Annotated in this window: 22 protein-coding genes; 1 reads left to right on the forward strand and 21 read right to left on the reverse strand. The window is 30.8% G+C overall.

Annotation, left to right across the window (positions count from 1 at the left end; translation table 11 throughout):
* Positions 1–45: 45 nt before the first annotated feature.
* From IC214_RS15490 to IC214_RS15500, 3 genes are read right to left on the reverse strand one after another with little or no spacing between them, the layout of a single operon-like run.
* The gene (locus tag IC214_RS15490) at positions 46–1,467 is read right to left on the reverse strand and encodes an Rne/Rng family ribonuclease (RefSeq protein ID WP_227482188.1); all 1,422 of its coding nucleotides are present in this window, start codon (positions 1,465–1,467) and stop codon (positions 46–48) included.
* 19 nt (positions 1,468–1,486) lie between these two features.
* Positions 1,487–2,185 carry a TIGR03936 family radical SAM-associated protein gene (locus tag IC214_RS15495; RefSeq protein WP_227482187.1) on the reverse strand — a complete coding sequence of 233 codons (699 nt, stop codon included), beginning with the start codon at positions 2,183–2,185 and terminating at the stop codon, positions 1,487–1,489.
* 1 nt (position 2,186) lies between these two features.
* Complete coding sequence (locus tag IC214_RS15500) at positions 2,187–4,031, reverse strand: TIGR03960 family B12-binding radical SAM protein (RefSeq protein WP_227482186.1); 1,845 nt, start codon at positions 4,029–4,031, stop codon at positions 2,187–2,189.
* A gap of 307 nt (positions 4,032–4,338) precedes the next feature.
* On the opposite strand from IC214_RS15500, the gene IC214_RS15505 reads away from it, so the two are divergent.
* On the forward strand, positions 4,339–5,532 hold the full coding sequence (locus tag IC214_RS15505) for an FprA family A-type flavoprotein (RefSeq protein WP_227866795.1): 1,194 nt from the start codon (positions 4,339–4,341) through the stop codon (positions 5,530–5,532).
* Positions 5,533–5,677: 145 nt separating this feature from the next.
* Here IC214_RS15505 and IC214_RS15510 read toward each other — a convergent pair whose 3' ends face one another.
* From IC214_RS15510 to IC214_RS15595, 18 genes are all read right to left on the reverse strand, one after another.
* A complete protein-coding gene (locus IC214_RS15510) occupies positions 5,678–6,091 on the reverse strand; it encodes a methylglyoxal synthase (protein WP_227434081.1) in 414 nt (137 codons plus the stop codon).
* Positions 6,092–6,131: 40 nt separating this feature from the next.
* Positions 6,132–7,262, reverse strand: coding sequence for a rod shape-determining protein RodA (gene rodA / locus IC214_RS15515; RefSeq protein WP_227434080.1), 1,131 nt, complete (start codon positions 7,260–7,262; stop codon positions 6,132–6,134).
* An 84-nt stretch (positions 7,263–7,346) separates the two neighbouring features.
* Positions 7,347–7,631 carry a cell division topological specificity factor MinE gene (gene minE / locus IC214_RS15520; RefSeq protein WP_054273171.1) on the reverse strand — a complete coding sequence of 95 codons (285 nt, stop codon included), beginning with the start codon at positions 7,629–7,631 and terminating at the stop codon, positions 7,347–7,349.
* A 17-nt stretch (positions 7,632–7,648) separates the two neighbouring features.
* Entirely contained in the window at positions 7,649–8,446 is a 798-nt protein-coding gene (minD, locus tag IC214_RS15525) for a septum site-determining protein MinD (RefSeq protein ID WP_227434079.1), read from the reverse strand.
* Positions 8,447–8,469: 23 nt separating this feature from the next.
* The gene (gene minC, locus IC214_RS15530; protein ID WP_227434078.1) at positions 8,470–9,153 is read right to left on the reverse strand and encodes a septum site-determining protein MinC; all 684 of its coding nucleotides are present in this window, start codon (positions 9,151–9,153) and stop codon (positions 8,470–8,472) included.
* A 98-nt stretch (positions 9,154–9,251) separates the two neighbouring features.
* Entirely contained in the window at positions 9,252–12,230 is a 2,979-nt protein-coding gene (locus IC214_RS15535; protein WP_227866796.1) for a penicillin-binding transpeptidase domain-containing protein, read from the reverse strand.
* 11 nt (positions 12,231–12,241) lie between these two features.
* The gene (gene mreD / locus IC214_RS15540) at positions 12,242–12,730 is read right to left on the reverse strand and encodes a rod shape-determining protein MreD (RefSeq protein ID WP_227434076.1); all 489 of its coding nucleotides are present in this window, start codon (positions 12,728–12,730) and stop codon (positions 12,242–12,244) included.
* A 15-nt stretch (positions 12,731–12,745) separates the two neighbouring features.
* Positions 12,746–13,639: a rod shape-determining protein MreC gene (gene mreC / locus IC214_RS15545; protein WP_227434075.1), complete on the reverse strand. Its 894-nt coding sequence runs from the start codon at positions 13,637–13,639 to the stop codon at positions 12,746–12,748.
* Positions 13,640–13,648: 9 nt separating this feature from the next.
* Positions 13,649–14,710 (reverse strand): rod shape-determining protein, encoded by a 1,062-nt coding sequence (locus IC214_RS15550; protein ID WP_269469188.1) that lies wholly within the window; start codon positions 14,708–14,710, stop codon positions 13,649–13,651.
* Between the two features lie 70 nt (positions 14,711–14,780).
* Positions 14,781–15,440 carry a RadC family protein gene (gene radC, locus IC214_RS15555; protein WP_227434327.1) on the reverse strand — a complete coding sequence of 220 codons (660 nt, stop codon included), beginning with the start codon at positions 15,438–15,440 and terminating at the stop codon, positions 14,781–14,783.
* A 44-nt stretch (positions 15,441–15,484) separates the two neighbouring features.
* The gene (locus IC214_RS15560; RefSeq protein ID WP_227434074.1) at positions 15,485–16,069 is read right to left on the reverse strand and encodes a Maf family protein; all 585 of its coding nucleotides are present in this window, start codon (positions 16,067–16,069) and stop codon (positions 15,485–15,487) included.
* A 219-nt stretch (positions 16,070–16,288) separates the two neighbouring features.
* Complete coding sequence (locus IC214_RS15565) at positions 16,289–17,260, reverse strand: RnfABCDGE type electron transport complex subunit B (RefSeq protein WP_227434326.1); 972 nt, start codon at positions 17,258–17,260, stop codon at positions 16,289–16,291.
* A gap of 15 nt (positions 17,261–17,275) precedes the next feature.
* On the reverse strand, positions 17,276–17,851 hold the full coding sequence (rsxA, locus tag IC214_RS15570; RefSeq protein ID WP_054269663.1) for an electron transport complex subunit RsxA: 576 nt from the start codon (positions 17,849–17,851) through the stop codon (positions 17,276–17,278).
* Between the two features lie 14 nt (positions 17,852–17,865).
* Positions 17,866–18,459 carry an electron transport complex subunit RsxE gene (rsxE, locus tag IC214_RS15575; RefSeq protein ID WP_227434073.1) on the reverse strand — a complete coding sequence of 198 codons (594 nt, stop codon included), beginning with the start codon at positions 18,457–18,459 and terminating at the stop codon, positions 17,866–17,868.
* Between the two features lie 12 nt (positions 18,460–18,471).
* Complete coding sequence (locus tag IC214_RS15580; protein WP_227434072.1) at positions 18,472–19,041, reverse strand: RnfABCDGE type electron transport complex subunit G; 570 nt, start codon at positions 19,039–19,041, stop codon at positions 18,472–18,474.
* Positions 19,041–20,018, reverse strand: a complete 978-nt coding sequence (locus tag IC214_RS15585) for an RnfABCDGE type electron transport complex subunit D (RefSeq protein WP_227434071.1) — start codon at positions 20,016–20,018, stop codon at positions 19,041–19,043. The genes IC214_RS15580 and IC214_RS15585 overlap by 1 nt, the downstream gene beginning before the upstream one ends.
* A 22-nt stretch (positions 20,019–20,040) precedes the next feature.
* Positions 20,041–21,378, reverse strand: coding sequence for an electron transport complex subunit RsxC (gene rsxC / locus IC214_RS15590; RefSeq protein ID WP_227434070.1), 1,338 nt, complete (start codon positions 21,376–21,378; stop codon positions 20,041–20,043).
* Positions 21,379–21,593: 215 nt separating this feature from the next.
* On the reverse strand, positions 21,594–22,538 hold the full coding sequence (locus IC214_RS15595; RefSeq protein WP_227434069.1) for a hypothetical protein: 945 nt from the start codon (positions 22,536–22,538) through the stop codon (positions 21,594–21,596).
* Between the last annotated feature and the right edge of the window lie 66 nt (positions 22,539–22,604).

A 22,604-nucleotide genomic window follows, 5' to 3' on the forward strand; every position in this document is an offset into this window, starting at 1 on the left:
TTAGACCTTTACTGTGCGGCATTACAATTATTAATTATAAAATATTTACATTTTATTGTCAACTATTTTATCAAAAATAACATTTGTTTTGTTGTGTTTTAATGCGCAGTTTGCGTTTAAAGAAATTTTCATATTATATTTTTCACCAATTTTATCAATTATATCCATATAATCTTCTTTTATTTGTTTAAAAACAAAATCATTGAATTCTATTATTACGTTTTTATAAACTGTATGCTCACTTATTCTCATAATTTCTTTTTCGACACTATCCACTATATGATGTATAGATTTTATAGTTTTCGTTCCATCACAGCATGGGCAAGCCATTAAATAATACTTATCAATAGACTCTTTTTCTCTTCGTCTTGCAACTTCTACTAAGCCAAGTTTTGTCATTCCTAACACTTCAGCTTTTCTCTTATCTTTACTAAACTCTTCCTCTAGTATGTGTAATACCTCATTTTGATATTTCTTTTTATACATATCAATAAAATCAATTATTATTATTCCAGCTATATCTCTAATTCTAAGCTGTCTCACAATTTCCTTTGCAGCTTCAATATTTGTTTTATAAACAGTCTCATCAAGTTTACCAGTTCCAACAAACTTACCTGTATTTACATCTATAACAGTAAGAGCTTCTGTTTTTTCTATTATTAAATAACCACCACTCTTTAACCATACTTTTTCATTTAATAATTTTTCTATTTGAGATTCTATTCTATATAAATCAAATACATCTTTATTTTCTTCAAGGTATAATTTATCAATATAATCATTATTTATAAGCTTCAAAATAGGTTTTAATTCATGATATTTATCATAATTATTGATAATTATAGACTCAATCTCATCATTTACATTATCTTTTACATATTTAGTTGCAAAATCTAAGGACTTATATAATAGCTTTGGTCCCATACCAAGTTTATATTCTTTTAAAATATTATCATACTTTAATTTTAACTCTTCTATATCTTTTTTTATTTCATCATGAGTACAGCCTTGAGCTTCAGTTCTTATTATTAATCCCAAGTTTTCTTTATTCACTGCTTTTGTGATTTTTTTTAATCTAAATCTTTCTCTTTCATCAGTAATCTTATTTGATATAGTAGTTCTGTCGTTGGAAGGTATATAGACAATATACCTTCCAGATATACTAATTTCAGTATTTAATTTTGCACCCTTAGTACCAATTTCTTCTTTATTTACTTGAACCAAAATCTCTTGCCCAGATTTTATGGTACTTTCTTTTTTTAACTGTAAATAAGCAAGTTTCTTAAATCCAATATCTACAAAACATGCTTCTATTCCTGGTATAACTTTTTTTACAATTCCACGATATATATTGGATACAGTTTTTTTATTTAAGTTATCTTCAACAAAAAGTTCTACTAACTTTCCATCTTCAAGCACTGCTGTTTTCTGAGACCCTATTAAGGACTCAATAACTATCTTCTTCACAACTTCACCTCTCACGAACTTACATAGGAGTCACTAATTCCCCATCTTCTAATACATATAAATCTCTTCTCAATATATCAACTTCTAATGGGTCAATATCCAGTTCAAACATCTCTAACATTTTAGGAATAAGTATATTAGTATTTAAATTAGTTTTTGAACCTGTAGCTATAGTAGCAGTAAGAGTAATATGCTCATCTTCTAAATTTAAAACATCAAAAGTTCTTATCATGGGCCTTATATCAACTTCAACCAATTTTCCTTTTTTATTCTTTTTTGTTATGATTATCTCTTTATTATTCATAAAGTCAATTACTTTTCTTTTTACAAACTCTTTAGTCAAAGACCTTTTTAAATCTATATTAAACAGATACTCTCCATAATCTATTACGGAAGAAAGAGAAGGTGTCTGTCTATCAATTTCCTTTGCTTTAATAAATTCTATCCCCTCTGGAAGCTGAACTGACACTTTATCTAAAAACTCATCTACCAATAAATCATCTTCTATCTCAATATCCACATACTCGCCTTGGCTTTCTGTCCCTAATGCTAAAGCATTACCATAACTCATCTTAGGATGAGGGTTAAACCCTTGAGAATGTGATAAATTTATTTCAGCTCTCCTAAATGCTCTTTGTAATAATCTTTGAAGGTCAAGATGTGATATATATATCATATCACCTTCTTTTTTAAATTTGACTCTAATTATTTTACTCATATTAACAAAGCCCCCTTCCTATATCATGTATATTTATTCCACAACCATTACAATTATGTCTGCAATCAGAAGTGATTTTTTCTTTTTTAGCATTTTCATCTTCTCTAATCAAGAATTTTTTACTTACGCCTACATCTATATGGTCCCAAGGGAATACCTCTTCATATCCTCTATTTCTATGTGCATAGAAGTCTATAGAAAGATTGTTTTTTTCCATAGCTTCCTTCCATATATCTAAACTGAAGTGTTCTGCCCAGCCATCAAATTTTGCACCTAATTTAAATGCATCATATATAACTTTTCCTATCTTTCTATCTCCTCTAGCTACTACAGCTTCCATCAAGCTAGTCTTTGAATCATGATAGTTATATTTTATATTGTTATTTCTCAATTTATTGACTAAATGTCTTTGCTTATCAACTACTTCCTCTGTTGTATCTTGACCATGCCATTGGAACGGTGTAAATGGTTTTGGTACAAATGTGGATGTACTTACTGTAACACTAAAACTTCTTTTTAGCTTACCTCCATTTACTTTTCTATAAATATCAATAACTTTATAAGCTAATTTGGCTATTCCATCCAAATCATCATAAGTTTCAGTTGGCAAACCAATCATAAAGTATAGTTTAACACTATTCCATCCCATTTCGAAAGCTCTTTCTGTTGCATTTTCTAAGTCTTCTTCTGTAACACCTTTATTTATAACATCTCTAAGTCTCTGAGTTCCTGCCTCTGGAGCAAAAGTAAGTCCAGATTTTCTTACTTGTTGTATTTTATCAGCAATCTCCATTGAGAAATTGTCTAGTCTAAGCGATGGAAGTGAAATTCCTATATTATTAGATGCATATTCATCTACTAAATAATCAGTAAGCTCAGACAACTTACTATAGTCACTTGTACTAAGTGATGATAATGATATTTCATCATATCCAGTATTCTTAACTAATTTGTCAAGTATCTCTTTAAGTCTTTCAACACTCTTTTCTCTTATTGGTCTGTATATCATACCAGCTTGACAAAATCTGCATCCTCTTGTACAGCCTCTAAACAATTCTAACACTATTCTATCATGAACAGTATCTATATAAGGTACTATTAATTTTTCTGGATAATCTACAGTTTCAACATTTTTTATTATCCTCTTAGTAGGACTCTTAGTAACCCCTTCTCTATTAGGAGTTACACTTTGAACTGTACCATCTTCATTGTATTTAACATCATAAAAACTTGGTATGTATACTCCTTCTATACTTGATATTCTGTATAAAAAATCACCTCTAGTTGTTTTATTTTTCTTCCACTCTTTATACTCATTTACTACTTCTAAGTTAACTTCTTCACCTTCACCTAATATTACTATATCTACAAAATCTGCTAAAGGTTCCGAATTATAAGCACAAGGACCTCCAACCATTATAAATGGGTCTTCCAATTTTCTTTCTTCTTTTAATATTGGTATATTGGCTAAATCTAATATATTTAAGATATTAGTGTATGAAAGTTCATATTGAAGTGTAAAAGTAACAAAATCAAAGTTTGTTATAGGCTCTCTTGACTCTAATGCAAATAATGGTATATTTTTTTCTCTCATTATATTTTCCATGTCAACAGCAGGAGAATATACTCTCTCACAAAATACATCTTCATCTTTGTTTATTACATCGTATAATATATGACTTCCTAAGTGACTCATCCCAACTTCATACAGGTCTGGAAAACAATGTGCATATCTTATCAATTCACTATTGCTAGTATCTTTATGAATTGAATTTATTTCATTCCCAAGATATCTAGCAGGCTTTTCTACTTTTTTTAAGATTTTTTTCAAGTCTACTTTATTCATTTATTAAAATTCCTCCAAACAAGTTCTTTATTTTTATTCTTATTTATAAGTAATATTATACACGATAAAATATTTTCTATCAAAAATATAACTAAAATATTGAATTTAAAATCTATATTATTCACAAAATAGTATATCTAAAAATATTTTCTATTAAATTTTTATTAAAATACAGATTTTTTACCAAATATGATATATTATAAACATAAAACTATGTTTTTGATGACTTATAATGACATCTTTTGTTTCACTGACCTCAAAATGGGGTATGTTATTTATATAATGATAATTTTTAGGAGGGTTAAAAATGAGTAAAGTTTTCGAAGTAAAAAAAGATATCTACTTTACTGGCGTAGTAGATGAAGGTTTAAAAGTATTCGACATAATAATGGAAACAGAGTTTGGGACAACTTATAATTCTTACTTAATAAAGGACGAAAAAACGGTTTTATTTGATACAGTAAAAGCAAATTTTAAGGATGAATTTTTAAGTAATTTATCAGAAGTTACTGATATAGCTAAAATTGACTATGTTGTAGTCCATCACACAGAGCCAGACCATGCTGGTAGTTTAAAATACTTATTAGATTTAAATCCTAATATAGAAGTTTATTGTACTAAAGCTGCTAAATTATACTTAGATGGTCAAATAAATAGACCTTTTAATTGTCATGTAATAAAAGATGGTGAAGTTTTAAATATCGGTAAGAGAAATCTTAAATTTATAACTGCTCCATTCTTACATTGGGTTGATACAATGTTTACTTACATTGAAGAGGACAAGACTCTTTTAACTTGTGACGCATTTGGTTGTCATTTTGCAAGTGTTGATTCAGAAGTAGTAAACAGTGAAGATTATCTAAAATCAGCTAAACATTACTATGATTGCATAGTTAAGCCATTTGCTAAGCACGTGTTGAGTGCTGTAGACAAGGTTGTAGGGCTAAACTTAGAATTTGATACTATATTAACTTCTCATGGTCCAATGCTTACTAAAGACCCAATGGCTGCTGTAAAGAGATATGTTGAGTGGTCTACAGAAGCTATTAATACAACTAATCAAAATCAAGTTTCTATATTCTACTTATCAGCTTATAGCAATACTTTAGAAATGGCTAAAAAGATAAAAGAGGGACTTGATAAAGAAGGTGCAAAAGCTGAATTATATGATTTAGAAAATATGACATTAACAGAAATGCATGATACATTAGTAGTATCAAAAGTAATACTATTAGGTTCTCCAACTATAAATAAAACAATGGTTAAACCTATGTGGGATTTATTCTCTGTTATAGACCCAATGGCTAACCAAGGTAAGATAGCAGGAGTATTTGGTTCATTTGGTTGGAGTGGTGAAGGTATAACTATGGCTGAAACTTTACTTAAAGCTATGACATTCAAAATACCTGTAGAATCTCTTAAGAAAAAATTCTTCCCTAGTGAGGAAACATTAAAAGAATGTATGGAGTTTGGTGCAGAATTTGCAAAATTAGTTAAATAGTTATTTTTATTTAAATGACATATATCTATAGTCCATCATTTAAATTATATAAAAAAACTCACATTAGAGTTTTTATCTTATAGAACAAATTAAAATGAGGTAGCTATTTTAGCTACCTCTTAATTTTATATATTATTTACTTTTATTAAACACGTTGACTTTTGCTCTTCCTAACTTCTCTCCATGATAGTTCTCCCCTATCAAGAGCTTTTATAAATATTTCTGCAGAAGCTAGATTTGTAGCTATTGGAACATGGTACACATCACAAAGTCTTATCAAAGCTTGTATATCTGTCTCATGAGGTTGAGATGTAAGTGGGTCTCTTAAAAAGATAACTAAATCTATTTCTTGTGTTACGATTAAAGAACCTATTTGCTGGTCTCCACCTAAAGGTCCAGATGCCAATCTAGTAATCTTTAATTCAGTTTCATCCATTATTCTTTTTCCTGTAGTTCCAGTTGCATATAGTCCATATTTTTTTAAAATTGATTCATAACCTATACAAAATCCTACTATGGTATTTTTCATTTGGTCATGTGCTACTAATGCTATATTCATTATACTCAATCTCCTCAATTTATGTTTAGAACTCTTACACTTAGAAATTTATTTTCTTTCTTCTCATACACACATTTAGTACTAATCCTAGATTGGCTAAAGATGTTAATAGTGAACTTCCTCCATAACTTACAAAAGGTAATGTTACTCCTGTTACTGGAATTAACGCAACAGTCATAGCAATATTTTGAATTATCTGGTAAGCAAACATACCCATAACACCAACTACAATGAGGGTCCCATAAAAATCCTTAGCATCCCTTGCAATTGCTAAAATCCGTAATAAAAATATTGCAAATAAGATTATAAGCACTGTCATTCCTATTACACCAAGTTCTTCACCCACAACAGCAAATATAAAGTCACTATCTTGTACTGGTAAGAAATCTTCTTGGTTTTGACTTCCATTATACAGACCTTTTCCAGTCATACCACCAGAGCCTATTGCTATCAAAGATTGCATAACCTGATAGTTTCCTTTTAAGGTTACATCTTCTGGATTTAGGAATGCTTCTATTCTTACTTTTTGATGGTCTGCCATCATTAAATACATCAATGGCATTGATACCAAGAGTATTATTATTCCTCTTTTTATTAGCTTAGAACTAAGACCTGCTGTAAACAGCATTGCAAATACCATACAACAAAATACAATTCCTGTTCCTAAGTCTGGTTGAGCAAGTAGTAATCCAATGAATGGGAGAGAATAAACTACAACAGGTATAACCTCTTTTAATGTATTTAATTTATCCTTCTTTGTCTCAAGTATCTTTGCATAACTAAGTATAAATGTTAATTTTACTATTTCAGAAGTCTGCAAATCAAGTGGACCTAAGTTAATCCAAGACCTCGCACCGCCTTTTTCAGTACCAATTCCAGGTAATAAAACTACAGCTAATAAAACAAGGCTTATTATATAAAGAGCCTTATAGTACCTTCCTAGAAGATTATAATCAAAAAATAGTATTACTATAATCATCCCTATTCCAAGCACAAAAGCTAGTCCTTGCTTAACTAATTGATTATATGAACCTGTAGAATTAGCATGTGTTGCACTACTAAGTATAACAAGCCCAAAAATAAAGATAGCTAATACTGTAACTATAAGTTTCCAGTCTAACTGTTTTATCAACTTAATTGTCGACTTATAATTAATATTGATTTTTTTCAAAGAATCACCGTCTTTCTATCTTTAAACATATAATTAAATAAAAGGGGCATATACCAATAAGGATATCCCCCTTTTAAGCACTAATTACATACATCTATCTTTAATATTCTTTAATGGTATATTAGCAACTAATGCAGATACAGGTTTGTCATCATGTTCACCTCTGCATTTAGACATTTTGATTTCAAGGCCATCTTCTTCTATTTCTGCATAGTTGGCTATTACTTTTAAAATATCTGTTTTTATCATCTCTAAAAGTTGTGGTGAACAATCTACTCTATCATGAACTAAAACTAGTTTTAACCTCTCTTTAGCAACAGATTTACTAGTTTTAGCTTCGTTAGAAAAAACTCTAAATAAATCTAACACAGATGTATCCTCCTTTGCTACTTAGCCATGCTAAACATTTTTTTTAGTCTACCAAAGAATCCATCTTCAACTTCAAGTTCAAGTAGAGGAACTTCTTCATTTAGTATCCTTTTTGCGATATTTTTGTATGCTTGACCAGCAAGAGATTTTGAATCAAGTATTGCTGGTTCACCTTTATTCGTTGATATAATTATACTTTCATCATCAGGAACAAGACCTAATAAATCTATTGCTAGTATTTCTATTATATCTTGTTTATCCATCATGTCTCCACGCTTAACCATATCATTTCTAATTCTATTTATAACTAATCTTATTTCTTTTATTTCATTTGCTTCTAATAGACCTATTATTCTATCTGCATCTCTTACTGCTGATATCTCTGGATTTGTAACCACAATAGCTCTATCTGCACCTGCTATTGCATTTTTAAATCCTTGTTCAATACCTGCTGGGCAGTCTATTATTACATACTCGAAAGATTCTTTTAATTTTTCACATAGGTCAACCATTTGCTCAACTGATACAGCGTTTTTATCCCTAGTTTGTGCTGCTGGTAATAAATATAGATTATCAAATCTTTTGTCTTTTATTAGAGCTTGCTTAAGCCTACAAGTTCCTTCAACAACGTCTACTATGTCATAAACTATTCGATTTTCAAGACCCATTACTACATCTAAATTTCTAAGTCCAATATCTGCATCTACAACTACAGTTTTTTTATTTTCTAGGCTTAGCGCAGTTCCTAAGTTTGCTGCGGTAGTAGTTTTTCCAACTCCACCTTTACCGGATGTTATAACTATAACTTCGCTCATAATACTACCCCCTATTTTTCTTTCTATTTGTCCAACTTTGACAAATAGCTTTCGATTACAATTCTTCCATTACTCACAAAGGCTATTTCTGGGCTAATTTCTGATTCAATTTCATAATTTTCTTCATCATCTGGAGCTTCTGCAATATTATCTGCTATTTGCAATATTTTTGGATTAAGATTTCCAGCAACAACATAGGCAAACTCATTGCCCTCTGAACCTGCATGCACAAAACCTTCTATTTTCCCCATTACAAAAACATTTCCTCCTGCTACAACCTTAGCGCCAGCATTTATATCTCCCATAACAACTGTATTTGATTTTGAAATGACCTTTGAACCAGGTCTCATATCATTTAATATGACTACATCACCTTCAAATTCAATATTTTCGCCAGATCTTAGGGTATTGACATATTTTGTTTGAAAATTATTATTTTCTTCAATTTTTTGATCTTCAACAAATTCCACATCAAATCTAGAAGTAATTCCTTCTTTTAATTCTAGAATCTCCATGTCAGTTAAATAATCACTGTTAATTTTACTAATTTTAGCACCATTAAAAAAACCAACATACGCTTCCAATTTGTTTATTATATTTTCTTGTATTTCTTCAAATGGAGCTTCTCTTTTTATATTTACTATTATCCCTCTTTTATTACCCTTGAACTCTACTAGTTCTTGACTACAAATTTCTCTTAAAGACATAACAACCTCCAGAGTGATATATCATTTATATTCTTCAAATGCGCTTTAAACCCTTTTATTTTTTCTACATAAAGCTAAAGTTTATAAATGGATTTAACTTATCTATTGATTTGTGACTCGAAATTTATATTTTCGTCAGAAGAATTATTAACATCATCCGTCTTGTTGTCTTTTTTGCCGTTAGTTGGCTCTAATCCCATATATGTTCCAATAACTTCTCTAGTTGGTAAAAGTGAGAATACACTTGAATCACCTTGAGGAATTACACATACAACAGCTATTTCTGGGTCATCTGCTGGTGCAAATGCAACAGTCCATGTAAAAGAACCATAATCTGCTTTAAACTTATCTATTTGGTCATCTGTTATTTTTGGATTTAATTCTTTTATAGCTTTTCTTAAATATGAAGAATTCACTTTATCAGTATCCTCTAATTTAACTTTTACTCCATCTTCTAATTCTTCTTCTAATTTCTTTCTTTCTTCGTCTTTTAAATCTTTATTTTCTAGTTTTTTCTTTATTTCTTTTTCTTTAGCTAATGAAAGTTCTTTTTCTTTTTCTGCCTTCATCTTATCAGCCATTTTAATTGCATCATTTAGATTAACATTATAAGATGACATATGACTCTTTAAATATTCATATTCATTATCTGTAGGTATTTTACCACTTTTCTCAGCTGTACCAGTCTTTGCTGCTACATCTATTGGGAAATCAGCAAAAGCACTTTTTGCTGTACCTTGTCTAGCAACCAATTTCATACCTTTTGTTAGTTCCTTTAGATTGTCTGGATTTTTGAAAGGTATTTTTTCCACTTTCTTTTGGTCATTAATTTTTACTGATGAATAATCACTTGAAACAGCTCTATCAACTACAGATAATTCTACTAAATTACCTCCATTTGCTATAGCAGCTACGTATCTTGATATTTGAGCTGGCGTATAGGCATTTTCACCTTGCCCTATAGCTAAGTTGAATGTATCAGCAGTACTCCATTTTGCAAAGTTAAAGTAACTAAATACCGCCATATCCGCTACATCTTCCACTCTATTTTCTTTAACATCCAATTTTTTCAATCTATTCATCGTTTCTACTCTACCAGGAGTTTTCTTTTCAGCTGCCCAACTTACAATTTCATCGATTCTTTTTTCGTATTCTTTAGGATTTTTATCTCTAGTTATATCAACAAAGTCATTGGCCATTTCTCTATCTAAAGCTGATTTTAACAATGCTTGTGTTGATTTTAATTTATCCTCTGTGCTAGGCACCTTACCTGCTCTTTCTTCTACTTCGTCTTCAAGCCCAGTATTTTCATCTAATCCAAATAGTTTTGCATACTCAAGTATCTTATTTGCATTCATATCTATACCAATACTTTTTCCATCTGGCCATGTCTTACCTGTACCAATAGTTGCCATATATATGTTACAAGACTCTTGTATAGCTTTATATAAATTTGTCATACCATGATTTCCTCTACCATGGTTCCACACATAGTCCCCAAATGATTTTTTCCCTAGCATAATAACTCCAGGGTCATTTATAGTGAAATTTGGATTTAGACCATTTTCTAAAGCTGCCATTGAGGTTACCATCTTAAATGAAGAACCTGGCTGGAATTCCCCTTGTGTAACTAAGTTTAATAGTGGACTTCCTGCTAGTAAGTCATTTGGATTCTTTGGTTGTAGTGCTTTATAGTCTTCTGTAGAAATACCCTTTGCAAATTTATTTGGGTCATAGTCAGGATAACTTGATGAAGCTAAAACCTCTCCATTTTTAACATCAATAGCTATAAGAGCTGCTGATTGTGCCTTTCCTGCATATGCACTAATTGGCTTATCCCCAAACTTACTTTTAAAAGTACCTCCTTTTGAAGCAACTTCTATTATCTGTTTTAATGCATTATCTGAAACTTCTTGTAAATCTTTATCTAATGTAAGGTATACAGTATCTCCTGATTTAGGTTTTTTTGATTCAATTTCTTTACTGATTCTACCCAATGCATCAACTTTAACCATTTTATAACCATCAGTTCCTCTTAGCTTGCTTTCATTACTTTTTTCTACTCCTGCAAGACCTACCATATCTCCTGTTTTATATCCTTTTTGTAGATATGATTCTATTTGAGTTGATGGCATTTTTCCTACATATCCTAACATATGTGAAGCTAAAGTTCCATTAGGATAATATCTCACTGGTTCAACTGCTACTGAAACACCAACAAGGTCCATAGCACTTTCCTCAATCTGTGCAATGGTAGTTTCTCCTACATCTTTTGCAATTGTTACTGGATTATATTGAGAATATCCTTTTGATTTTATTAAATCTCTTACAACCATTATTTTTCTTGCATCTTCATTACTTAAACTTTTATCAATCTTAAATGCATCGCTATTTCTTACTTTTTCAAACGCTTTTTCAGCACTTAAATTAGTCTCTTTTATTTTATAACTGACCAACCAATCTCTCTTATCTCTCTCTGCTGTAAACATCCATTTACTAACTAAAATAGGAGGATAGTATCCATTTTCATTTAGTTTTGCTTGTAATTTTGTTGCATCTAACCTTTTATCTTCTTGAGACAAGATTCCTGCTGATATAAGTTTATCTACCAAGTAATAAAAACTCTCTTTAGCATTATAATCACTTGGTATTCCATTTTCTGATTTATATTCTCTAATCTCTCTGTCATATGTATAATAGTACTTTCCATTTTCTACATATATAGGAAATTCATCTACATATTCTTCACCATTTTTCTCAAGTAAATTTATAAGCTTCAATGATATTTCATTTGCTCTTGAACGCTTATTAGCATCTTTTTTATTAATATCGTTACCTGAAACTTGAACAGTAAATAAATTTTTATTTCCTGCTAGCAATCTTCCATATCTATCTTTTATTTCTCCCCTTGGAGCCTCTATTGCCAATTTTTTATATGTTTTATTTTCAGCTAACTCATTGTAGTATTCATATTTAAATGTAGTCATGTAGACTATTTTTACTAAAATAGCTAAAAATATCACGCTTATGACTATTTTCATTATTTTAAATCTATCAACTTGTTTATTTTCTTCCATGAAATCACCAACTAATCTTCTTTAAGTTTTAAAACTGCTCTTTTAGACAAGCGATATATTATTAAACCAATTAAACTATTCACTATTGGTGCTACTAGTAGACCCTTTACTAAAAGTGTTGATATGCTATAGCTTTGATAGATTATACTAGATGTACCTATATTGACAATTGAATCAATTAAACTTCCTATTAAAACCAAAACGAAAGTAATAATATAGCTACCTTTATATAGTTGATCCCTCATGTGTCCAATCGCATATGCAATAACAAACAAAACTAATGCATTTACACCAAGAATTCCACCAATGGTTATGTCCTTAATAAGCCCTATTATAGCTGCTATAATCCCACCTTCTAATTCATCCAAATAAAGAGAAATTATAGTTACATATATAAGAACTAAGTTAAAGCTTATTCCAAAAATATTTATATAATTTGTTATACTATTTTCTATAGTCATAACCACAATACCCAATAGACAAAGTAAAACTTTTTTCATTGTTTTTTATCCCCTTTATCCTATATTTCTTGGTTCTATGACTACAACGTCATCTATATTCTTAAAATCAACATAAGGTTTTACAACTACATATTTTAGTGATTTATCTTTATCATCAATTACCTTTTCAACCTCACCAATTGGTATGCCTTCTGGGAAAAATCCAAGACCAGATGTTGTTATTATATCTCCTTGAATTACATTATATGATGAGTCAAACATATAACCTTGTAAATAACCTTTACTATTATAACTATCCTTATTGTCTAAAGTAGTATTTTGAGTAATTGCTCCTTTAGCACTAGCATTTTTTGCTAATTTAAAACTTACAGATGATTTAGAATCTAATAGTGAAATTGCCTTACTATAATCGTTGGAAACTTCATAAACTATACCAACTAGACCACTGCCATTCATAACTATACTTTCTTTTTTTACACCTGAATTTTTTCCCGCACCTATTATAAAACTCTCATACCAGTTTCCATCATTTTTACCTACAACACTTGTAGAAATACTTGTTGCTTTATATTTTTCTTCTACAAAGCTAAGTGTCTTCTTTAATTCTTCTAATGATTCTGTCTTGTCTAATTTGGTATTTAAAGCTATAACATCTTTTTTAAGCTTTTCATTTTCTGATTCTAATTTTTTTACCTTTTCAGAGTTATCTCTATAATTTAAGATATCTTTAAAACCATTTTTTATAAATGAAAATCCATCATTTATTCCTTTTCCTACACTTGTAATAGCATCTGATGCTACACCTAAGTTTACTGGGCTTCCACTTGAAAACTTACCAATTGATATACCCACAATTCCAATTAAAGTGATAGCAACTACGCCCGTTGCTATCACTTTAACATTAATCCTTTTTTTCTCATTTTTATTCTTGTCAAATCTCAAGGCCATCACCAACTTCTAATTTTTAGCATTCATCATTAATACTTTTTCAAAAATTTCTTGGTCTTCAACAGATTTTCCTGTTCCAAGTGCAACACAATCAAGAGGAGCTTCTGCTATTTGAACAGACATTCCTGTTTCTTGTGTAATAAGTTTATCAAGACCTCTAAGTAAAGCTCCTCCTCCTGTTAGCATTATTCCGTTTTCCATTATGTCTGATGCTAATTCTGGTGGAGTCTTTTCTAATGTAGATTTTATAGCATCTACTATTGAACTCACAGGCTCTTTTAATGCTTCTCTAACTTCTGTAGAACATATTTCTATTGTTTTAGGTAACCCTGATATTAAATCTCTACCTCTTATTTGCATATTTATTTCTTCATCATCTTTAAATGTAGAACCTATGCTAATTTTAACATTTTCAGCAGTTCTTTCACCTATCATAAGATTATATTCTTTTTTTACATAGGCAACTATAGACTCGTCAAATTCGTCTCCACCAATTCTTATAGATTTAGCAGTAACAATTCCTCCTAGAGATATTACAGCTATTTCTGAAGTACCTCCACCGATATCAACTACCATATTACCTTCTGGCTCTTCAACCTTTAATCCAGCTCCTATAGCCGCTGCCATTGGTTCCTCTATAAGAAATGCATCTTTAGCACCAGCTTGTCTTGCAGCCTCTTCTATAGCTCTCTTTTCAACTTCTGTAACTCCAAAAGGAACACATATAGCTATTCTTGGACTTACAACACCTTTTTTATCAGCTGCTTTTTGTATAAAGTAACTAATCATTGATTGAGTTATATCAAAGTCAGCTATTACTCCATCTTTCATTGGTCTTATAGCTACTATATTTCCTGGTGTTCTACCTATCATTTTTTTAGCTTCTTCACCTACTGCTAAAACTTCTTTACTGTCATCTCTTATTGCAACAACTGAGGGTTCTCTAACAACAATACCTTGTCCTTTTATGTAAACTAATGTATTTGCAGTCCCTAAATCTATTCCCATATCCTTTGTCATCTTGTTAAAACTAAAAAAACCTCTTTTTTCTTTCTTTTTTTCCTTAGCCATGATTTTACTCCTTCCTACTAATTAAGAATCATGTTTAAAACATTCTCCTACTATTTTATCACATATAAAGTCAAATTATCATATTTTCTTTAAAGCTAAAGTATAATCCATCTCCAATTATTATATGGTCAATTATTTCAATCCCAATTATTTCTCCACATTTAATAAGTCTTGATGTAATATTTTTATCTTCCTTTGATGGTTCTACACTTCCTGAGGGGTGATTATGCATCACTATTATTTTACTTGCACTTCTCTTTATAGCTTCTTTAAAAACTTCTCTAGGATGGACTAATGATGAGTTTAAAGTCCCTACAGATATATCTACATCAGATATTATCTCATTTTTTGTATTTAAAAGAACTGCCTTAAAAACCTCTTTTTTCAAATACCTCAGACTATTCATATAATATTTATGTATATCCCAAGGATTTTTTATTTTATACTTCATAGGTTTAAAACTAGCTACTCTAAAGCCTAGTTCTAAAGCTGCTTTAATTTGGGCTGATTTTGACAATCCAATTCCATCTATATTACACAGCTCCTCTATTGTCATTTCCTCTAAATGTCTAATACCCTGAATATCTTTATTTATTATATAGTTGGCTAACTCGATTGCATTTTTATGTTTGTTACCAGTTCTTAAAAGTATAGCCAACAATTCAGCATTTGATAAGCTTTCTACTCCTTCAGCAAGCATCTTTTCTCTGGGTCTTTCCTCTAGTGCCATTTCTTTTACCTTAATGGTTGAATTAAATGACTTTTTCAGATAAATCACACTCCATAAAAAAGATTTATATTAAAATGTTCCTTTAACAAGTCACCTAACTTTGAAATTGGAAGTCCAACTATATTAAAATAATCGCCTCTAATCTCTTCAACTAGCAAAGCTCCATATCCTTGTATTCCATAAGCTCCTGCTTTGTCAAATGACTCTTTAGTTTTCAGATAATCCTCAATATCTTTTTCTGATAACGTTTTAAATTTTACATTGCTGATTACATAGTCAATTATTTTTTTATCTTTGCACAAGTTTATTAAGCTAATACCTGTTATGACTTGATGCTCTCTTCCAGATAGTCTACTTAGCATGTCTCTTGCACAAGACTCATCTTTAGGCTTTCCTAAAATAGCATTATCTAAAACAACAACAGTATCAGCTCCAATAACAACATCTTTCTTATGTTTAGATGCTACAAACATACTTTTTTCAAAAGCTAATCTCATAACTAAATGTTTTGGTGCTTCACCTTCCAATATAATCTCATCAATTTCACTTTTAATTATATCAAATCTTACATTTGTATTCTCTAGAATTTCTTTCCTTCTTGGAGAGGCTGATGCCAAGATTATATTCATTTATTCACCTCATTTGTACGTAATTTGTACCTATTTAGTCTATCACTATATTGTAAAAAATTCAACAGAAATGTCGAACCTTTTTTGTTACACTATTGTTATATTTATTACCAATAAAATAAATATACATAAAATAGAGGTATGGAAATTATTCCATACCTCTGTTTTATGTACTCATTAGAGATATGGAAATTATTCCATATCTTTATTTTGTCCATATTACAAAATTTTAATAGCTTTCTTTGGACATTTTTCCATACATAAATGGCATCCTACACATTTGTCTGCATCTACCTTATGTTTTTCTTTTAATTCACCTTCTATTGCATCAAACTTACATTGTTTTTTGCACACTGTACATCCCACACAAAGTTCTTGGTCAATAGTAACTTTCTTTCTTTTAGCTATATCACCTGATATTACTTTTGTAGGGCATTTTTCTACACATTGCATACAACCTACACACTTACTAGGGTCTATTTTAGCTATTTTGTTTTCAAATATTATTGCATCAAATTTACAAGCTTTTACACACATTCCACAACCAATACATCCAGCAGTACATTTTTCTTTAACAGCTTTACCAAATTCTTTGCTATTACATTCTACAACTATTGATTGGCTTTCTGGTTTTGTAATTATTATACCCTTAGGGCATGCTTCTTTACATTTTCCACAGTTAACACATTTTTCTTCATCTATTACTGCTACTCCATCAACTATAGAAATAGCATCAAATTTACAAACAGTCTTACATGTTCCAAGACCTAAACATCCAAACTTACACATTTTAGCTCCTGAATTTAAAACATTTGCTGCTCTACAATCAGATATTCCTTCATACTCATATTTATCTTTTGCACTTGAGCAAGTTCCTTTGCAAATAACTTTTGCTACTTGTTTTTCACCTGCTTCAGCACTTACGCCCATTATTTCTCCAACTTTTGCACCAACATCTGCTCCACCTACAGGGCAACCATTAACTGGTGCTTTTCCTTCAACTATCGCACTTGCAAGACCTCCACATCCTGGGAATCCACAACCACCACAGTTAGCACCTGGAAGTACTCCTAGTATAGCTTCCACTCTTTCGTCTACTTCTACAGCAAACTTTTTAGATGCAAAATCTAATACTATCCCGAAGATTAAGCCCATAACTCCTAAAACTAATACAGCTGTAAGTATCACTATTTTCACCCCTCTTTTTTATAGCTTTATAAGTCCTGTAAATCCTAAGAAAGCTATTGACATTAAACTTGCTGATATAAGTGTTATAGGGAAACCTTTAAACGCTTCTGGTATATCAGCTAATTCTAGTCTTTCTCTTATACCTGCGAATATTACTATTGCTAAAGTAAATCCAGCTCCTGCTCCAAATCCGTTTATTATTGTTTCTACTAAATTATAACTTTTTTGAACATTAACTAGAGCTATACCAAGAACTGCACAGTTTGTAGTTATAAGAGGTAGATAAACTCCTAATGCTTGATATAAAGATGGACTCATCTTTTGAATTACCATTTCAACGAACTGAACTATAGAAGCTATAACCAATATAAAAGCTATTGTTTGTAAAAATTCAGTTCCAGTCTTTACTAATAAAATTTGTATAAAATAAGTTATAATTGAAGCTAGAGTTAGAACGAATGTAACTGCAACTCCCATCCCTACTGCTGTATCAACTTTCTTAGAAACTCCTAAGAAAGGACATATACCCAAGAACTGAGATGTTATAACGTTATTAACAAGAACGATACTTAAAAATAAAAGTATTAAATTCATTTATTACACCTCCACTACGCTTTTTTACTTCTTAATTTATTAAATCCTGCAAATAAGAATCCTAATGTTAAGAATGCACCTGGTGGTAATATAAATATTAATACTGGTTGGAAAGATGCTCCAAATAGTGTCATTCCAAATAAACTACCATTTCCAAGTAATTCTCTTACTGCACCTATTACTGTAAGAGCAACAGTAAATCCAAGACCTTGACCTACACCATCAACAATTGAAGCTAGTGGACCAGTTTTAAAAGCAAAACTTTCTGCACGAGCTAGTATTAAACAGTTAACAACTATTAATGGTATATATATACCAAGAGCCTTATCAAGAGCAGGAACATATGCTTTTAAAACCATTCCTACTATTGTAACAAATGTAGCTATAATGACTACAAATATAGGTATTCTTATCTTATCTGGTGTGATTTTTCTTAGTAATGATATAACTAAATTTGCACATATTAAAACTGCTGCTGTTGAAAGACCCATACCGATTCCATTTATTGCTGAAGTTGTAACGGCTAGTGTTGGACACATACCTATAACTTGCACAAATGTTGGGTTCTCATCTATTAGCCCATTTTTAAATACTTTAGCTAAATTCATAATTAACCCTCCTTATTTATTAAGAGCACTATTGAAGACATCTATTGCAGCATTTACTCCTGTAGTAACTGCTGTAGATGTAATAGTTGCACCTGATATTGCTAATATTTGATTTTCTGCTGTTGTGCTTCCTTTTGCTACTTCAAGAGGTTCAGCAGTTTTTCCTTTGTATTGACCTTTAAATGCATCATCTTTAGCTTTTGCTCCAAGTCCTGCTGTCTCTGACATATTACCAATATCAACACCTGTAACTTGGCCATCAGCTGATATACCTACCATAACTTCAATTTCTCCACCATAGCCACTTGGTTTAGCTTTTAAAGTATATCCTACTACCTCAGAACCATCTAGCCCTTCATATACTTCAGCTATAAGACCATCTCCAAGGTCTTTATAAGTACTTTCCTTCATTTCTTTAAATTCTTTTGCTTCTGGAAGTACTGCTTTTCTAAGTTCATTGTTTGCTTGTATATTTCTTTGTTCTATTACTGGAGCTGTAACTTGATTTGTAGCTCCAAGTGCTAATGAGGCTATTGCACTTATAGCAAGTAAAGTTCCACCTAGTCTTACCATACTATTCATTATTTAGCCACCTCCCCAAACACTCTGTTTCTAACAAACTTATCTATAAGTGGTGCAAGACAGTTTACTAGTAGTATTGAGTAAGATACACCTTCTGGATATCCACCATACATTCTTATAACAGTTGTTATAAGACCAGCTAATACAGCGTATATTATTTGACCTTTCTTAGTCATAGGCGAAGTTGTATAATCCGTAAGCATGAAGAATCCACCTAACATAAGTCCTCCAGCAAACAGTTGATATATTGCAAAATTTATATTAAATCCACCTAAAAGGAATGTTAATATAAATACAGTTGCTATGTAAAATACTGGGATAACATAATTTATTATGCCTTTATACATTAGGTATACTCCACCTAATAATAATAATATTGCTGATGTCTCACCTATACATCCACCAATATTACCAATCATCATATCAGCGAGACTAATTCCATTGCTAGAAAGGTCTGCTAATCCTGCTGCTCCATTTTTCAAAAAGCTTAATGGTGTTGCAGTAGTAACTGCATCTAAATTTTTACCTATCCAGTTAACACCTGGTTGAGTCCAAGCAGTCATTGCTACTGGAAATGATGCTAATAAAAATGCTCTTGCAGCAAGTGCTGGATTGACAAAGTTACATCCAATTCCACCAAATACCATTTTAACTACTAATATTGCAAATATTCCTCCTACTAGACACATCCACCAAGGAAGTGATGCTGGTACGTTAAATGCTAATAATAATCCTGTTACAACAGCTGAAAAATCTCCTATAGTACTTTTATGCTTCATAAGTTTTTGATATAAAAATTCAGTACCTACTGTACCAAGTATACAAAAAAACATAGCACTCAATGCATTAAGTCTAAAGAAGTATACTCCTGCTACTGCTGCTGGAAGGAGTGCTATAATAACTTGTTTCATTATATATGAAGTATCTTCATTACTTCTCACATGAGGAGAAGATGATACTATCAACTTATTTTCCATCGTTTTTCCCCCTTAACTTTCTTTATTTCTGAGCAGCTTGCTTTCTTCTCTTTGCTCCTATTTCTCTTTTTGCTGATCTTATAGATTGAAGTAATGGTCTTCTTGCTGGACAAATAAATGAACAAGACCCACATTCTATACAATCCATAGCTCTATGATATTCAGCTGTGTCATAATCTTCCTTCAAAGAATATGCACTTATGAAAAGTGGTTGTAAGAATGATGGACATACATCTGTACATCTTCCACATCTTAAACAATTTTGAACATCTGGTGTACGTGATTCTTCTTCATCTAAACATAAAATCCCTGAAGAACCTTTATTAGTTGCTATTTCAGTAGTATATTGAGCTATCCCCATCATAGGTCCACCCATTATCACTTTACCAACTTTTTTATCTTCTTTAAAACCACCACATTGGTCTATTATTTCTGAGACTAATGTCCCAACTTTTGTTATTAGGTTTTTAGGTTCTTTGATACAGCTACCTGTTATTGTAGTAATTCTTTCTACCAAAGGCATACCTGTTTTAATAGATTTAGCTATTTGAGCTGCTGTGGCAACGTTGTCAACAACTGCACCTGCTGCTATTGGCAATCCGCCTGATGGAACTTCCTTACCTGTACACGCATAAATAAGTTGTTTTTCTGCTCCTTGTGGATATTTCACTTGAAGGCCAACAACTTCGATTTCACTATAATCTTTAGCTACATTTTGAATGGCTTCTATAGCATCTGGTTTATTTGTTTCAATTCCTATAAATCCTTTTTTAACATCTAATACTTTCATTAATGCTCTTAAACCAAATACAACATCTTCTGGATTTTCCACCATTAATCTGTGGTCTGCAGTTAAATATGGTTCACATTCTGCCCCATTTAATATAACTACTTCTGCTTTACTGTCTGGTGGAGGAGATACTTTTACATGGTTAGGGAATGTAGCTCCACCCATACCTACTATTCCTGCCTCTTTTATGATACCTACTATATCTTCTTTGCTCAAATCCTCTAACTGACCTTTTGGTTGAACACTTTCATGTAATTCTTCCTTAAAGTCATTTTCGATAACTACACATTGAGCTGAACCACCTGGTACTTCATGTTGTTCAATAGCAATAACTTTACCTGATACTGAAGAATGAACGTTACATGAAACGAAACCTTGCTGTTCACCTATTTTTTGCCCAAACTTTACTTCATCACCAACTTCAACAATAGGTTTAGCTGGTGCCCCTATATGTTGTTGAAGAGGAATGTAAACTATCTTTGGAGCTTGAGCTTTTTCAAGTGCCTTTGTGTTAGAGTACTCTTTTCTATATGGAGGATGTATCCCTCCCTTAAAAGTTAAGAGTTTCATTGTTTTACCCCCTTATCTATAAAAAAACATTTTTTCTGCCTTCTATAAGTATACTATATATATTAAAAAATCTTAACAATTGTTAAAAAAATATCCCTATTTTTATAATTTATTTTATAAATCAACGCCTCTTTATTAAGTTAAAACGAGGAAAAGGATTGTCTTATTAAACAATCCTTTTCCTATAGCTTTCTAAAGTCTAAATTTTCTGTATTTTATTTTATGGAATTTATGAACAAAGAATACTCTTGCATAGATGATAAAAGTAGACTTTTACTTACACTATATTTTTCTTCATTTGCTGCTTTTGAGGCAGTATCAATTTTTTCGTTTATGTTCTTTACATAGTCAATCAAATTATCTTTAAATAAACTCATTTCAGAATAATCAATCTTTTCAGCTTCTTTTGATATATTTTGTGATATTGCCTTTCTATTTGTCAAAATAGTATTATATTTTTCCATATCTACATTATTTTCATCATTCGACCAAAAACTTGATTCTTCTTTAAAGTTTGTTATTAATTTATTTAATTCTTTGGATATACTATCTATATAAGCATAATTACTTGTATATTCTAAAGATAGCATAGGTGCATCTAAATGAGATAAAAACGCATCTGGAAATACTTTTCTTATAGAACTCATATGTTTTCTAACTTCATTTTCATCAAAAGAAGAGTATGTTTGTATTTTTTTTACTCCATCCTTCTCCATAACTGAAAAAGGTATATCACTACTAACTAATGATGTTTGTATTTTTTTCAAATCGTCATCATTATCTATTGCAGCAACTTGGATAGTATATATATCCCATCCTTCAATAGTAGCTAATTTTACTTCTTCTGGTTCCTTGGTATTATTTACTGCTTTTTCTGAATTATTATTTTGATTATTATTTGAATTGGTTTGTGATTTAGATTTTTTTCCATTTTTTATGGCATTTAGTTCATCAGATATATCTTTATAAGTTATATCTGATGAACTATTTAGAAATGGTATTTTAGCTGATATATACTCTAACATCTTGCTATCTTTTATTTTTGTATAAGAATAATAGCCAATCAAACATAAACAAGCAATAGTTATTATATACTTACGCACATCTATCTTATGTCTATTATTATTAAATCCTCTGTATATCGTCTTTCTTCTATTCATTAGTTTGTCCCCTCCCAAAATTATATTATTAATAAAGTATATTTTTAAGAGTCTCAATTTATGAAT

The organism is Clostridioides sp. ES-S-0190-01, from assembly GCF_020658275.1.
Classification (GTDB): Bacteria; Bacillota; Clostridia; order Peptostreptococcales; family Peptostreptococcaceae; genus Clostridioides.